The 15,836-nt window shown below is 61.7% G+C and carries 13 protein-coding genes; all 13 read left to right on the top strand.

The window, feature by feature from the left end; all coding sequences use genetic code 11:
* The first annotated feature begins 76 nt into the window (after positions 1-76).
* The 13 genes from FFS45_RS19765 to rsmG all read left to right on the top strand — a co-directional run bounded on the left by FFS45_RS19765 (position 77) and on the right by rsmG (position 15,760).
* A complete protein-coding gene (locus FFS45_RS19765; RefSeq protein ID WP_137956322.1) occupies positions 77-1,783 on the top strand; it encodes a choline dehydrogenase in 1,707 nt (568 codons plus the stop codon).
* Positions 1,784-2,025: 242 nt separating this feature from the next.
* Positions 2,026-2,805, top strand: coding sequence for an ABC transporter ATP-binding protein (locus tag FFS45_RS19760; RefSeq protein ID WP_137956321.1), 780 nt, complete (start codon positions 2,026-2,028; stop codon positions 2,803-2,805).
* Entirely contained in the window at positions 2,802-3,560 is a 759-nt protein-coding gene (locus FFS45_RS19755; RefSeq protein WP_137956320.1) for an ABC transporter ATP-binding protein, read from the top strand. Before FFS45_RS19760 ends, FFS45_RS19755 begins: the two co-directional genes overlap by 4 nt.
* Positions 3,561-3,616: 56 nt before the next feature.
* Positions 3,617-4,831, top strand: coding sequence for an ABC transporter substrate-binding protein (locus FFS45_RS19750; protein WP_137956319.1), 1,215 nt, complete (start codon positions 3,617-3,619; stop codon positions 4,829-4,831).
* Positions 4,832-4,987: 156 nt separating this feature from the next.
* Entirely contained in the window at positions 4,988-5,872 is an 885-nt protein-coding gene (locus tag FFS45_RS19745; RefSeq protein ID WP_137956318.1) for a branched-chain amino acid ABC transporter permease, read from the top strand.
* Positions 5,872-6,843 (top strand): branched-chain amino acid ABC transporter permease, encoded by a 972-nt coding sequence (locus FFS45_RS19740; RefSeq protein WP_137956317.1) that lies wholly within the window; start codon positions 5,872-5,874, stop codon positions 6,841-6,843. The genes FFS45_RS19745 and FFS45_RS19740 overlap by 1 nt, the downstream gene beginning before the upstream one ends.
* Positions 6,844-7,368: 525 nt before the next feature.
* Complete coding sequence (locus FFS45_RS19735; RefSeq protein WP_137956316.1) at positions 7,369-7,632, top strand: hypothetical protein; 264 nt, start codon at positions 7,369-7,371, stop codon at positions 7,630-7,632.
* 158 nt (positions 7,633-7,790) lie between these two features.
* Positions 7,791-8,951, top strand: coding sequence for an ABC transporter substrate-binding protein (locus FFS45_RS19730; protein ID WP_137956315.1), 1,161 nt, complete (start codon positions 7,791-7,793; stop codon positions 8,949-8,951).
* A 360-nt stretch (positions 8,952-9,311) separates the two neighbouring features.
* Complete coding sequence (locus FFS45_RS19725) at positions 9,312-10,367, top strand: branched-chain amino acid ABC transporter permease (RefSeq protein ID WP_137956314.1); 1,056 nt, start codon at positions 9,312-9,314, stop codon at positions 10,365-10,367.
* Between the two features lie 4 nt (positions 10,368-10,371).
* Positions 10,372-12,156 carry a branched-chain amino acid ABC transporter ATP-binding protein/permease gene (locus FFS45_RS19720; RefSeq protein ID WP_137956313.1) on the top strand — a complete coding sequence of 595 codons (1,785 nt, stop codon included), beginning with the start codon at positions 10,372-10,374 and terminating at the stop codon, positions 12,154-12,156.
* Between the two features lie 11 nt (positions 12,157-12,167).
* Complete coding sequence (locus FFS45_RS19715; RefSeq protein ID WP_171029690.1) at positions 12,168-12,920, top strand: ABC transporter ATP-binding protein; 753 nt, start codon at positions 12,168-12,170, stop codon at positions 12,918-12,920.
* A 174-nt stretch (positions 12,921-13,094) separates the two neighbouring features.
* A complete protein-coding gene (gene mnmG, locus FFS45_RS19710) occupies positions 13,095-15,068 on the top strand; it encodes a tRNA uridine-5-carboxymethylaminomethyl(34) synthesis enzyme MnmG (protein ID WP_137956311.1) in 1,974 nt (657 codons plus the stop codon).
* A complete protein-coding gene (rsmG, locus tag FFS45_RS19705; protein ID WP_137956310.1) occupies positions 15,065-15,760 on the top strand; it encodes a 16S rRNA (guanine(527)-N(7))-methyltransferase RsmG in 696 nt (231 codons plus the stop codon). Before mnmG ends, rsmG begins: the two co-directional genes overlap by 4 nt.
* Positions 15,761-15,836: the final 76 nt, after the last annotated feature.

The raw sequence follows: 15,836 nt of genomic DNA, 5'->3' as shown, positions 1-15,836 counted from the left end.
TTGAACATCCGGCGGAACCCAACGAAAACCCGCAAAGCCGAATGCCACGCTAGGTGGCTCGACAAGGAGACAAAGGGTGAACACGAAGCAACCGCGAAGCGACCGGACCCTTGAGGGCGAATTCGACTACATCATCGTGGGCGCCGGCACAGCCGGCTGCGTGCTGGCAAATCGCCTGAGCGAAGACCCGGAAATCTCAGTACTTCTACTGGAAGCCGGCGGCAAGGACGATTACCACTGGATCCACGTCCCGGTAGGGTACTTATACTGCATAGGCGACCCCCGCACAGACTGGCTCTACAAAACGAGAGAAGAACCCGGCCTGAACGGCCGCGCGCTCTCATACCCCCGCGGCAGAGTGCTAGGCGGCAGCTCATCAATAAACGGCATGATCTACATGCGCGGCCAGCGCGAAGACTATGACGAATGGGCCCGCGTCACCAATGACCCGGCATGGTCCTGGTCCAACGTCCTCCCCATCTTCAAACGCAGCGAAGACTACTACGGCGGTGCCAACGAATCGCATGGCGCCGGCGGCCCGTGGCGCGTCGAAAAGCAGCGCCTCAAATGGAAAATCCTCGAAACCTTCTCGCAGGCCGCTCAGGAAACCGGCATCGCCGCCACCGACGACTTCAATCGCGGTGACAACAGCGGTGTCGGCTACTTCGATGTCAACCAGAAACGCGGCATCCGCTGGAACGCATCGAAGGCCTTTCTGCGTCCCGCGCTCAAGCGTCCCAATCTAACCATCATTACCGGTGCCCTCACCCAACGTGTCGTGTTCGATGGGCGGCGCTGCACCGGTGTCGAATATCGCGGCAACAACACCGATTATTTCGCCAAGGCTCGCTGCGAGGTCATTCTCAGTTCAGGTGCGGTCAACTCGCCGCAATTGCTCGAACTCTCCGGTGTCGGCAATGGCGCGCGGCTGCAAAACCTTGGCATCGACGTCGTCCAGGATCTGCCAGGCGTAGGTGAGAATCTCCAGGATCATCTGCAGTTGCGCATGGCGTACAAGGTCGAAGGCGTGCGCACCCTCAATACCGCCTCGGCGCATTGGTGGGGCAAGCTCATGATCGGTCTGGAGTACGCGCTGTTTCAGAGCGGGCCCATGTCGATGGCGCCGTCGCAGCTCGGCGCATTTGCGAAATCGGACCCGGATGACCGTTCGCTCACGCGCCCCGATCTCGAGTATCACGTGCAGCCGCTCTCGCTCGATCGCTTCGGCGAGCCGCTGCATCGCTTCAACGCGTTCACCGCCTCAGTGTGCCAGCTACGTCCCACCTCGCGCGGCAGTATCCATATCACCTCGCCCGAGCCCGATGCGCCGCCGCTGATCGCGCCCAATTATCTGTCCAACGATTACGACCGGCATGTTGCCGCCAATGCGCTGCGTCTCACCCGGCGGATCGCCGCTGCGCCCGCACTGGCCCCGTATCGGCCGCAAGAAATTCTGCCGGGCGTCGAGTTTCAAACGGAAGAGGAGTTGCAGCAGGCGGCCGGTAAAGTCGGCACGACCATCTTTCATCCGGTCGGCACCTGCCGCATGGGCACGACGGACGATCCCGCGGCCGTCGTCGACCAGCGTCTGCGTGTGATCGGGGTTGAGGGTTTGCGCGTAGTCGATGCTTCGGTCATGCCCACCATTACCTCGGGCAACACCAACTCGCCGACACTGATGATCGCCGAGCGCGCGAGCGACATGATTCGCGAGGACCGTCGCGCGCGTCTTGCTGCGCAGGCGTCGCCGAGCCCTTCGGCGGCTTCGATGTCCATTGCGTGACAGGCAGGCGCGGAGAGCGCCGCGGCTTGCCGGCGCGCTCCAGATACTAAGTGCAAATCCCAATGAATGCGCTGCATCATTGGCGAGACAATGGCGCCATGCCGCGTGGCGCGCCATGGATTACCGTCCGCATTGGTGCACCACGCCAACGATCGACACGGGGGTGTCGTCGCCATCTCACGTCGCGCAGCCACTGGCGCGGAAGATCGTAGTGCTTCGCCTCACTTCGCATGGAAGGGAACATGATTCTCGGCGATACGATTCTCGAAACGCGCGGGCTAACGAGGGAGTTCAAGGGCTTTGTCGCCGTCAACGGCGTCAACCTGCGCGTACGCCGTGGCTCGATTCATGCGCTGATCGGCCCGAATGGCGCCGGTAAAACCACCTGCTTCAATCTGCTGACCAAATTCCTCGTGCCCACCTCCGGGCAGATCGTTTACAACGGCATCGACATCACGGGCGAGCGGCCGGCACAAATTGCCCGCCGCGGCATCATTCGCTCGTTTCAGATTTCCGCGGTATTTCCGCATCTGACGGCATTGCAGAATGTGCGCATCGGGTTGCAGCGCGCCCTGGGCACCGCATTTCAATTCTGGAAAAGCGAGCGTTCGCTGCATCAACTCGATGACCGCGCCATGGATCTGCTGACCCAGGTCGGTTTGACCGATTTCGCCGACGTGCTGACGGTCGAACTGTCCTATGGCCGCAAGCGCGCGCTTGAAATCGCCACGACGCTTGCGATGGAACCGGAGCTGATGCTGCTCGACGAGCCCACCCAGGGTATGGGTCACGAAGACGTCGACCGCGTCACGGCCCTAATCAAGAAGGTGTCGAGCGGCCGCACCATCCTGATGGTCGAACACAACATGAACGTGATTGCCGGCATCTCCGATACGATCACCGTCCTGCAGCGCGGCGAGGTGCTCGCCGAGGGCACCTATGCGGAAGTCTCGAAGAGCCCACTCGTGATGCAGGCCTATATGGGCAGTGCCGATGCCGCGCTCGCCGGAGCGCACGCATGAATACGGTTGCCGAGCTGGAGAACGTTGAAGTGAGCGAGCTCGCGAGTGCGGAACCCGCGCTTGAGATCGCGGGCCTGCAGACCTGGTACGGCGAATCCCACATATTGCATGGGGTCGACCTGACCGTGAACCGCGGTGAGGTCGTTACTCTGCTGGGTCGCAATGGCGCCGGGCGCACAACCACGCTGCGCGCGATCATGGGGCTTACGGGGCGGCGCACGGGGTCGATTCGCGTCGGCGGACGCGAGACGATCGAGATGCCAACCCATCGCATCGCGCATTGCGGCATCGGCTATTGTCCGGAAGAGCGGGGCATCTTTTCGAGCCTCTCGTGTGAGGAAAACCTGCTGTTGCCGCCGCCGGTCGGCGACACCGCGCACATGATGTCGCTCGACGAGATCTACGCAATGTTCCCGAATCTGCAGGAACGCCGCATGAGCCAGGGTACGCGGCTCTCGGGAGGCGAGCAGCAGATGCTCGCGGTGGCCCGCATCCTGCGCACCGGCGCAAACCTGTTGCTGCTCGACGAGATTTCCGAAGGCCTCGCACCGGTCATCGTGCAGGCACTCGCGCGCATGATCATGACGCTCAAGGCGCGCGGCTACACGATCGTGATGGTCGAGCAGAATTTCCGCTTTGCCGCGCCGCTCGCGGATCGCTTCTACGTGATGGAGCATGGCCGCATCGTCGAGCATTTCGGCGCGGGCGAACTCGAAAGCAAGATGCCGGCGCTGCACGACCTGCTGGGCGTATAGACCATAGGCGCCTGATTGCCTCTGATAACCACAAGCAAGGAAACAAGGAGACAGCAATGAAAATGAAGACCCTCGCGCGACTTTCGGCATTCTGCTTTGCAGCCGCGGCCAGTGTCGCGCTGACGACAGGTAGCGCGCGAGCCGCCGACGACGCAGTCAAGATCGGCTTCATCACAGATTTGTCGGGCCTGTACGCCGATATTGACGGGCAGGGTGGCCTCGAGGCGATCCGCATGGCGGTGGCGGACTTCGGCGGCAAGGTCAACGGCAAGCCGATCGAGGTCGTCTACGCCGACCACCAGAACAAGGCCGATATCGCCGCCTCGCGGGCGCGCGAGTGGTTCGACCGCGACGGCGTGGACATGCTGATCGGCGGCACCAATTCGGCCACCGGCCTGTCGATGAACCAGGTGGCGGGCGAAAAGCACAAGGTCTTTATCAGCATCGGCGCGGGCGCGGACACGCTGACCAACGAGCAATGCACGCCGTACACGATCCACTACGCGTACGACACGACCGCACTCGCCAAGGGCACCGGTTCGGCGGTGACGAAGCAGGGCGGCAAGACCTGGTACTTCCTGACGGCCGACTATGCGTTCGGCAAGGCACTGGAAACGGCAACGTCGAACGTGGTGAAGGCGAACGGCGGCCAGGTGCTGGGTGAAGTGCGGCACCCGCTGTCCGCTTCGGACTTCTCGTCGTTCCTGTTGCAGGCGCAAGCGTCGAAAGCGCAGGTGCTCGGTCTTGCCAACGCCGGAGGCGACACGATCAACTCGATCAAGGCGGCCAAGGAATTCGGCATCACCAAGACCATGAAGCTCGCGGCGCTGCTGATCTTCATCGACGATATTCACAGCCTCGGTCTCGAGACGACACAAGGCCTCGTGCTGACCGACTCGTGGTACTGGAACAAGGACGCGACCACGCGCAAGTGGGCCGAGCGCTACTTCGACAAGATGAAGAAGATGCCGTCGAGCCTGCAGGCCGCCGACTACTCGGCGACCATGACGTATCTGAAAGCGGTGCAGACGGTCGGCTCGACCGACTCGGACAAGATCATGGCGCAGTTGAAGAAGACGAAGATCGACGACTTCTACGCCAAGGGCTACATCCGTGAGGACGGCAGCATGATTCACGACATGTATCTGATGCAGGTGAAAACACCGGCCGAGTCGAAAGAACCGTGGGACTACTACAAGATCACGGCGACCATTCCGGGCGAGCAGGCTTTCACGACCAAGGCGGAAACGCGCTGCGCGTTGTGGAAATGAAGCGGGGCTGAAGCACTCTGCCCGCCTGCCCCGGGCGGCGTGGCAGGCGCAACCGTTCTGGATACTGCGCGCGGGCTATGCTCAGCGAGCCGCGCGTGGCCACATAGCGTGCGTCTCGATCTCACCTTGACGATGGGTTAAGCGCTAAGGGGTTCAATGGAAATCTTTGGCATTCCGCTCTCGGCGATGCTGAGCCAGTTGCTGCTTGGACTCGTGAACGGTTCGTTCTACGCGATCCTGAGCCTCGGCCTCGCGATCATCTTCGGCCTGCTCAACGTGATCAATTTCGCGCACGGCGCGTTGTTCATGCTGGGCGCGATGCTCACGTGGATGGGGCTATCGTATTTCAACCTGCCGTACTGGGCGATGCTGGTGCTCGCGCCGCTGATTGTCGGCGCGTTCGGCATCGTGATCGAACGCTCGATGCTGCGCTGGCTGTACAAGCTCGACCATCTGTACGGCCTGCTGCTGACTTTCGGGCTTACGCTGGTGGTGGAAGGGGTATTCCGCTCGATCTACGGCTCGTCCGGCCAGCCCTACGATGTGCCCGAGGCGCTTTCCGGCGCAACCAATCTCGGCTTCATGTTCCTGCCGAATTACCGGGCATGGGTGGTGGTGGCCTCGCTGGTGGTCTGCTTCGCTACGTGGTTCGTGATCGAGAAAACGCGTCTGGGCGCCTATCTGCGCGCCGGCACCGAGAACCCGAAACTGGTCGAGGCGTTCGGCGTCAACGTGCCGTTGATGATCACGCTGACCTACGGCTTCGGTGTGGCGCTCGCGGCGTTTGCCGGCGTGCTTGCCGCGCCGGTGATCCAGGTGTCGCCGCTGATGGGGCAGCCGATGATCATCACCGTGTTCGCGGTGGTGGTGATCGGCGGAATGGGTTCGATCATGGGCTCGATCCTCACGGGCCTGCTGCTCGGCGTGATCGAAGGATTCACGCGGGTGTTCTACCCCGAAGCGTCGGCGACCGTCGTTTTTGTCATCATGGCGCTGGTGTTGCTGGTGCGTCCGGCGGGTCTTTTCGGCAAGGAAAAGTGATGCAAAGAAAAGCGCTCTACGGCCTGCTGTTGCTGGTGCTCGTCGCGGTGCCGTTTATCGGCGTCTATCCGTTGTTCGTGATGAAGGTGTTGTGCTTCGCGCTGTTTGCCGCGGCCTTCAACCTGCTGATCGGCTACACCGGGCTGCTGTCGTTCGGCCACGCCATGTTTCTGGGCATGGCGGGCTACACCACTGGTTACGCGATCCAGACGCTCGGCTATTCCCCTGAGCTCGGTGTGCTCGCCGGCACCGCGGCGGCGACCTTGCTCGGATTGATCGTCGGCCTGTTCGCCATCCGGCGCCAGGGCATTTACTTCGCCATGGTGACGCTCGCGCTTGCGCAGATGGTCTACTTCGTGTTCCTGCAGGCGCCGTTCACGCAGGGTGAAGACGGCTTGCAGGGCGTGCCGCGCGGCAAGCTGTTCGGCCTGCTGAGCCTGTCGTCGGACGTGGTGCTTTACTATGTCGTGCTGGTGGTGATGGTGCTGATGTTCCTGCTGATCGTGCGCATCGTGCACTCGCCGTTCGGCCAGGTGCTGGTGGCCATCAAGGAGAACGAGCCGCGGGCGGTCTCGCTCGGCTACGACACCGACCGTTTCAAGCTGTTGGCCTTTGTGTTGTCGGCGGGTATCGCGGGCCTTGCGGGTTCGATGAAGGTGCTGGTGCTCGGTTTCGAGACCCTGAGCGACGCATACTGGACGATGTCGGGTCTCGTGATCCTCATGACTCTCGTGGGCGGCATGGGCACGCTGTTCGGACCGTTGCTCGGCGCGGCGTTGATCGTGTCGCTGGAGGACCGGTTGGGCGACATCGGCAGTGCGCTGGCCTCGGTGACTGGGGTGCAGTGGTTCAATTCGCTGGGCGAATCGGCCACCATTGTGACGGGCCTGATTTTTATTGCCTGCGTACTGGCATTCAGGCGCGGGATAGTCGGAGAGATCGTGGCGCGGGTTCGACCGTTGCGGGCATAAAGCCTGAATTACCGAACTGCTTCGGTGTCCGATTTAAAGACCCATAAATGGGGCCGTGTGATTGGGCGTCCAGGCTGCCTCCAGATGCATCAGATACGCCCCAATTCAGTGCTGCGATGCACCACTAGGGTAAATGCTAGTTGTCCGGATGGGAGCGTTTGTTTAATCTTCACGCAGTTCTGATGAACACCGAATTTGCAGGTGGAGAACGAGGAGACATGAGGCACTAAGTGCCCAGACAAAAGCGCTGTTGGATATTGATCCAACAGCGCTTTTTATTTGCCTTTTCATTTGCCCTTTTCATAAAGTCGGCAATTCGATTTTTTGTCTTTCCCCCGCTGTTTCCTGCGCCGCTTTTCGTGCATTTCCTTGCCGTTTTTTGGTGCACTTTTCCTGATAACTCGGCCCTTATTTTTCCCCACCGCTGACTCGCGTTTTGCGCCGTTCGAGGCTTGCAAAACGCTTGCCGCAGGCCTGTTGCGTCCGCTACACTCGCCATTCGCCGACCGTTGAGTCGGTATTTAAATGAGCAAATTCGATTTCAAACGAATCACGCAGCGGCATGAGGAGCGGGATGAATTCGGCACGGGGCGCAACGAATACGGCATTGATTGCAGCCGACATGCCGGCTTCATATGGCATCTTCAACATGAGTGCGAACGGCCCATCCGGTTTCGAGTGGCGGGCACGCATCGTGGTGCAAAGGCTCTGCGGCAGGTTCGAGCTCGTCGGCTGCTGAGCGAAGGCGAATTAGCGAATCCGAATCAGACACAAGGCGCGTGCAGTTGACGCGCCTTTTTTGTTGCACGCGCGGGGTGGCGGGTCCGCCGCGTGGGATGGCTGCAGGGAAAACCATGCTAGGCATGTCAGGACCCGGACAATAGATTCAGACACTCGGCCCACCAGCCGGATAACAGATAGGCGCATCAAGCGTTTGGAGACAGGCAATGAAAAAGACAAAGCAATGGGTACGCACGGCCCTCACGTTGGCGCTGGTATGCGGCACGAGCGCGGCGCTGGCGCAGGTGAAGATTGGGGTGACGCTTTCGACGACGGGGCCGGCGGCGTCGCTCGGGATTCCGGAGAAGAACACCATCGCGTTGCTGCCGCAGGAGATTGGCGGCAAGAGCGTGCAATACATCGTGCTCGACGACGCATCCGATACCAGCAAGGCCGTGCAGAACACGCACAAGCTGATCGACGAGGATCACGTCGACGCGATTATCGGCTCCACAGTCACGCCGAATTCGCTGGCGATGCTTGACGTAGTCTCGCAAGGCAAGACACCGATGATCTCGCTGGCGGCCTCGGCGGCCATCATCTCGCCGATGGATGCGAAGCGCGAATGGGCCTTCAAGACGCCGCAAAACGACAGTCTGATGGCCGATGCGATTGCGAGCTATATGGAGAAGCACGGCGTCAAGACGGTCGGCTTCATCGGCTTCTCGGATGCCTATGGCGAGAGCTGGTACAACGTGTTCAGCACCGCTGCGGCCGCGCATCATCTGAAGCTTGTCGCCAATGAGCGCTACAACCGCACCGATGCATCCGTCACCGGCCAGGTGCTGAAGACGATGTCTGCGAACCCGGATGCTGTGCTGATTGCCGGTTCCGGCACGCCGGCGGCGCTGCCTGCCAAGACGCTGAAAGAGCGCGGCTACAAGGGCAAGATCTATCAGACCCACGGCGTGGCCAACAACGACTTCCTGCGCGTATGCGGCAAGGACTGCGAAGGCGAACTGCTGCCGGCCGGCCCGATTCTCGTGGCCGACCAGCTGGCGGATTCGAACCCTGTGAAGCAGTCGTCAGAGGCGTACAAGAACGCCTATGAAAAGGCCTATGGCGTGGGCTCGGTAGCGACCTTCGGCGGGCACGCATGGGATGCCGGCCAGATGTTGCAGCGGGCGATTCCCGAAGCACTGAAGAAGGGGCAGCCGGGCACCGAAGCGTTCCGCGTGGCATTGCGCGATGCGCTCGCCAACGTCAAGGAGCTGCCGCTCGCGCACGGCATCATGAACACCACGGCGGACGACCACAACGGCCTCGATAACCGTGCCCGTGTGATCGTCGAGGTCGTCGACGGCAAGTGGAAGCTGCAGACCGAGTAGCGTGCCGCACCTTGCGCGGCGCACCCTTCGCGCATAGCGTGCGGTGGGTGACGCCGCGTAGCCATTCTGTTCGATGACAATGAACGACGTGAACCGCCGCGCTGCACTGTGCATCAGTTGCGGTGCGGTGCGCAGGTCGTGCAGCGGTGCCGCAGTGGGGCTGCGCTCATTGCCAGCGGGCAGTGCATCTTGCCGTCTTCATCCGCGACGACGGTTCCCCAGTATCAACTGGAGTTAGCGCTTTAGCTTGCCGGCCAGAGTTCGCGCTCAAGCGCGTGACCCATGGTCTTATGCAAGCCTCGCGACTCCGGTCTCAGGCAATTCATTGCAGTCGGTTTCGACGTTTCCGGACGAGGAAGTATGGATCTATCTATTGCGGCGATTCTCGCGCAGGACGGCATCACCACTGGGGCGATTTACGCGTTGCTCGCGCTCGCGCTGGTGCTGGTGTTTTCGGTGACGCGGGTCATCTTTATTCCGCAGGGCGAGTTCGTGTCCTACGGCGCGCTGACGCTCGCCGCATTGCAGTCGCAGAAGTTTCCAGCCACCTGCTGGCTGCTGATTGCAATGGGCGCAGCGTGTTTCGTGGTCGAAACCGCGGGCCTCGTGCGGCATCCTGAGCGGCGCGTGCAATTGGTGCGCACGCTGGTAACGCTCGCGGGGAAATATCTGCTGTTCCCGGTCGCGGTGTATGCGGTGACGCATGGCCTGTTCGCGCAGCCCTTGCCGATGCTTGCGCAGATTGCGTTGACGCTGCTGATCGTGATCCCGATGGGGCCGTTCGTGTACCGGCTGGCCTTCGAGCCGATCGCGGAGGGCACGACGCTGTTGTTGCTGATTGTTGCGGTGGCGGTGCACTTTGCGATGGTCGGACTCGGCCTCGTGATGTTCGGCGCCGAAGGCTCGCGTACCAATGCGTTTTCGGATGCCACGTTCAACTTCGGCAGCCTGTCGATCTCCGGCCAGAGCGTCTGGGTCGTCGGTACGGCAGTGGTGCTGATCGCCGTGCTCTATCTGTACTTCGACCGCTCGATCTCGGGCAAGGCCTTGCGTGCGACCTCGGTCAACCGCGTCGGCGCACGGCTCGTGGGTATCGGCACGACCCAGGCCGGCAGGCTCGCGTTCACGCTCGCCGCAGGGCTCGGTGCGCTGTGCGGCATCCTCGTTGCACCCCTCACCACCATCTACTACGACTCGGGCTTCCTGATCGGCCTGAAAGGCTTCGTGGGGGCCATCATCGGCGGGCTGGTGAGTTATCCGCTCGCAGCGGCGGGCTCGGTGCTGGTGGGGCTGCTCGAGTCGTATTCGTCGTTCTGGGCGAGCGCCTATAAGGAAGTCATTGTGTTCACGCTAATCATCCCGGTGTTGCTGTGGCGCAGTCTCGCCAGCCCGCACGCGGAAGAGCACGAGGAGTGACACGATGAAACGCATCATGCAAAACAAGCTCTTCGGGTTGTTCCTCGTGGTGATATTCGCGTTGCCGGTGCTGCCGCAGCCGCTTCATGTGCCCGAGTACTGGGTGACGCTGCTCAATTACATCGGCCTGTATGCGATTGTGGCGATTGGCCTCGTATTGCTGACGGGCATCGGCGGCATGACGAGTTTCGGGCAGGCGGCATTTGTCGGCGTCGGGGCCTATACGACTGCATTTCTGACGACGCAGTATGGCGTCTCGCCGTGGCTCGCACTGATTGTGGGTGTTGTGCTGACCGCACTGGTTGCGCTGATGCTCGGCGCGGTAACCATGCGGCTTTCAGGACACTTCTTGCCGCTTGGCACGATTGCATGGGGGCTGGCGCTGTTCTACCTGTTCGGCAATCTCGACATTCTCGGCAAGTACGACGGCATCAACGGCATTCCGGTGCTCAACGTCTTCGGCATCAATCTGGAGTCGGGCCGCCACATCTACTACCTGATCTGGGTGGTGGTGCTCGGCGCAGTGCTCTCCGTTCAGAACTTGCTTAATAGCCGGCCCGGACGGGCGATTCGCGCACTACGTGGCGGCGGCGCGATGGCGGAAGCGATGGGCGTCAACACCGCATGGATGCGCGTGGTGATTTTTATCTACGCCGCCGTGCTGGCGTCGGTCTCAGGTTTTCTCTACGCGCATCTGCAGCGCGCGGTGAATCCGACGCCGTTCGGCCTGAACCACGGTATCGAGTTTCTGTTCATGGCCGTGGTAGGCGGGGTCTCGCACGTCTGGGGCGCAGTGCTTGGTGCGGCGATTCTGACCATCCTGCAGGACTACCTTCAGACTTTGCTGCCCAAGCTGCTGGGGGAGAGCGGCAATTTCGAAGTGATCGTGTTCGGTGTGCTGATGGTGCTGCTGCTGCAGTACGCGCGGCAGGGGGTGTGGCCGTTCGTGGCGCGCCTCTTTCCGCGTGGACCGCAGGCGCACGTGCCGGATCAGGCGGAAGCGTTGCCGCAGCGCAGCAAGCCGGCCGCCGGCGAAACGCTTTTGACTGTAGATAAGGCGCGCAAGCAGTTCGGCGGTCTGGTGGCTGTGAACGACGTCAGCTTCGACGTGAAGGCAGGGCAGATCATTGGCCTGATCGGGCCGAACGGCGCCGGCAAGTCGACAACTTTCAATCTCGTCACGGGCGTGCTGCGGGCAACCAGCGGCGAGATCACGTTTTGTGGCGAGCGGATCGATGCGCTGACTTCGCGGGAGATCGTCAAGCGCGGCATTGGACGCACGTTCCAGCACGTCAAGCTGCTGCCCGGCATGAGCGTGCTGGAGAACGTGGCGATCGGGGCACATCTGCGCGGCCATGCCGGTGTCTGGCGCAGTATCGCCAAGCTGAACAGCGCGGAAGAAGGGCGCCTGATGGCGGAAGCGGCGCAGCAGATTCGCCGCGTAGGGCTCGAAGCGCACATGTATGAAGAAGCGGGAAGCCTGGCGCTGGGGCAGCAGCGGATTCTGGAAATCGCCCGCGCGCTGTGCTGCGATCCGACGCTGCTGCTGCTCGACGAACCGGCAGCGGGTCTGCGCTATCAGGAAAAGCAACAACTCGCCGGCCTGCTGCGCAAGCTCAGGGAAGAGGGGATGAGTGTGCTGCTGGTCGAACACGATATGGACTTCGTGATGAATCTGACGGATCGGCTGGTGGTGATGGAGTTTGGAACGCGTATCGCGGAAGGCTTGCCCGAAGAGGTGCAGAAGGACCCGGCAGTGCTTGAAGCGTATCTCGGTGGGGTGGACTGATGAGAACCATGATGAATTCCGCCATGCCGATCCTGGATGTAGAGGGTCTATCGGTCCGCTACGGCAAGGTCGAGGCGCTGCACGGCGCCGGTATCAAGGTGAGGCCGGGGCAGATTGTGTCGGTGATCGGCCCAAATGGAGCGGGCAAGTCGACGCTACTGAACGCGATCATGGGCGCGTTGCCGGTGACCGGACATGCAAAGGGCACAATCGTCTATCACGGCGAGGATGTCAGCGCGGTGCCGGTCGAAAAGCGCGTGGCGCGCGGCATGTGTCTGGTGCCGGAGAAGCGCGAGCTGTTTGCGACGATGAGCGTCGAAGACAACCTGGTGCTCGGAGCATACCGGCGCAAGCGGGCGGGGGAGCGCAATTATCTCGATCAGCTTGAACCGGTCTTCACGCTATTTCCGCGTTTGAAGGAGCGGCGCAAGCAGGCGGCCGGTACGCTCTCCGGCGGGGAGCGGCAGATGCTCGCGGTGGGTAGGGCGCTGATGGGCAAGCCTGAGTTGCTGATGCTCGACGAGCCGAGCCTCGGTCTCGCACCACTGATTGTGAAGGAGATTTTCCACATTATTAGCGCCCTTCGTCAGACCGGTGTGGCGACCCTGCTGATTGAGCAGAACGCACGTGCGGCGCTGCAGATTTCGGATTACGGCTACGTGTTGGAGACCGGCGAGCTGGCGCTCGAAGGTCCCGCGGAGGATCTGGCGCAGAATCCGCGTGTGATCGAAACGTATCTCGGTTTGACGAAGAAGGTGGCGTAAAGCCCTCTGCTTCAAGGGTTTGCGACCGACCGGGCGGTGTGTTTCACGTGAAACACACCGCTTTTTTTGTGCCTTGGCCATTCGGACGAAATTCGTGCCAAAAGCGAACCCGCTATAATTCGCCCATACATTTTCCTTAGAAGGTTCACGCGGTGTCCCGGCGTGAGATCCGCGATGCTTTATCCCACAGAATTTGACGTAATCGTCGTCGGTGGCGGCCATGCCGGCACCGAAGCCGCTTTGGCTTCCGCTCGCATGGGCAACAAGACGCTCCTGCTGACGCACAACATCGAAACCCTCGGCCAGATGAGCTGCAATCCGTCGATCGGCGGCATTGGCAAGGGCCATCTGGTGAAGGAGGTCGACGCGCTCGGTGGTGCGATGGCCGCAGCCACCGACGAAGGCGGTATCCAGTTCCGTATCCTGAATTCGTCCAAAGGTCCGGCCGTGCGGGCGACCCGCGCGCAGGCGGACCGTCTGCTTTACAAGCAGGCTATCCGGCATCGGCTCGAGAATCAGCCGAACCTCTGGCTGTTCCAGCAGTCGGTGGATGACCTGATGGTGGAAGGGGATCGGGTGGTGGGCGCGGTCACGCAGGTTGGAATCCGCTTCCGCTCGCGCGCGGTTGTGTTGACGGCCGGGACCTTCCTGGACGGAAAGATTCACGTGGGGCTGAACAACTACACCGGTGGCCGCGCAGGTGATCCGGCTGCGGTGTCTTTGTCGGCGCGTCTCAAGGAGCTGAAGCTGCCGCAAGGCCGGCTGAAGACCGGGACGCCGCCGCGTATCGACGGCCGCACGATCGATTTTTCGAAGCTTGAAGAGCAACCGGGCGATCTGGATCCGGTTCCAGTGTTCTCTTTCTTGGGCCGCGTCGAGCAGCATCCGCGTCAGGTGCCGTGCTGGGTGACGCATACGAATCAGCGCACCCACGACATCATCCGTGGCGGGTTGGATCGGTCGCCGATGTACACGGGCGTCATCGAAGGGGTAGGGCCACGCTATTGTCCGTCGATTGAGGACAAGATCCACCGCTTCGCGTCGAAGGAATCACATCAGATCTTCCTGGAACCGGAAGGCCTGACGACCAACGAGTTTTACCCCAATGGGATCTCCACCAGCCTGCCATTTGATGTGCAATTGGAACTGGTTCGCTCAATGGCCGGCCTCGAGCACGCGCACATCCTGCGTCCAGGCTATGCGATCGAGTATGACTACTTCGATCCGCGTGGCCTGAAGGCATCGCTGGAAACCAAGATGATCAACGGGCTATTTTTTGCCGGCCAGATCAACGGGACGACGGGCTATGAAGAGGCCGCGGCGCAGGGTCTGCTGGCCGGGATCAACGCGGGCTTGCACGTCCAAGGCAAGGACGCCTGGTGTCCGCGCCGCGATCAGGCTTACCTCGGCGTGCTGGTCGACGATCTGGTGACGCGCGGTGTGTCCGAGCCGTACCGTATGTTCACGAGCCGGGCCGAGTATCGCCTGAGCCTGCGTGAAGACAATGCGGATATGCGTCTGACCGAGATTGGCCGCGAACTCGGTGTTGTGGATGACGTCCGCTGGGACGCGTTCAGCCGCAAGCGCGACGCTGTTTCACGTGAAACAGAGCGTCTGCGCACGACGTGGGTGAATCCCAAGTCCTTGTCGGCGGAAGAGGCGACAGCCTTGCTCGGTAAGCCCATCGACCACGAGTACAGCCTCGCCGACCTGCTGCGCCGTCCGGGAGTGACGTACGACGGCGTGTGCGGTCTGCGCGAAGGCGCTTGTGCGCCGTCCGAAACCTTGGCTGACGACGAAGTTCTGCTAGCGCAGATCAAGGAACAGATCGAGATCGGCATCAAGTATCAGGGCTATATCGAGCGCCAGGCCGGAGAGATCGAACGCAACGAGTCGCACGAAAACACACGTTTGCCGGAAGGGCTGGACTACGCTGAGGTGCGTGGCCTGTCGTTCGAGGCACGCCAGAAGCTGACCCAATTCCGTCCAGAAACTATCGGCCAGGCCTCGCGTATTTCCGGCATCACGCCAGCGGCGATCTCGCTGTTGATGGTTCATCTGAAGCGTGGCCTAGGACGTCGTTCGGGCCAACGCCAATCCGCCGGCACCACCGACAGCGGCACCGACTCCACGCCGGTGGCGCAATGACGGCTCGGCAGAAGGGGTTCGGCGGCGCGGACGGCAGGGAGGCACTCGGCGCGTTGCTCACCGAGGGCGTCCAGGAACTGGGTCTCGACCTGAGTGACGCCCAGCTCGGCAAGCTGCTCGATTATGTCGCCTTGCTCGCCAAGTGGAACGCCGTGTACAACCTCACGGCTATCCGCGATCCGCGGCAAATGCTGATTCAACATATTCTGGATTCGCTGTCGATCGTGCCGCATCTCGCCGGCCTCGGCCCGTCGTCCGCGCTCGATGTCGGGTCCGGCGGCGGTTTGCCAGGCATCGTGATGGCAATCGTCTTGCCAGACTGGACAGTCACGCTCAACGATATCGTTCACAAAAAAACGGCATTTCAGGCGCAGGCAAAAGCGGAGCTTGGGCTGGCCAACCTGTCGGTGGTGACGGGGCGCGTCGAAACGCTGAAGCCTGGCGTAGAAGTGCCGGCAAAGTTTGATGTAATCGTCTCGCGTGCATTCGCAGAGCTCGCGGATTTCGTTACACTGGCCCGTCATCTGGTTGCAGAGCAGGGCGCGATCTGGGCCATGAAGGGTGTGCGCCCCGATGGTGAGATCGAGCGGCTGCCCGAAGGCGCCTACGCGAAACAGATCATCCGGCTGAAGGTGCCGGCGCTCGACGCCGAACGTCACCTTGTCGAGGTGGTGCTGGACGCCGGCAGCTAGGCCACCGGCAAACCGGGCGGGCACAACCGGGCACAAGCCGGCATAAGCGCATTCCAATTTATCCAGGCAGCAAAAA

It is taken from the genome of Burkholderia sp. 4M9327F10, assembly GCF_005503145.1.
Taxonomy (GTDB): domain Bacteria; phylum Pseudomonadota; class Gammaproteobacteria; order Burkholderiales; family Burkholderiaceae; genus Paraburkholderia.
This window is presented reverse-complemented; position numbering and strand designations above follow the sequence as displayed.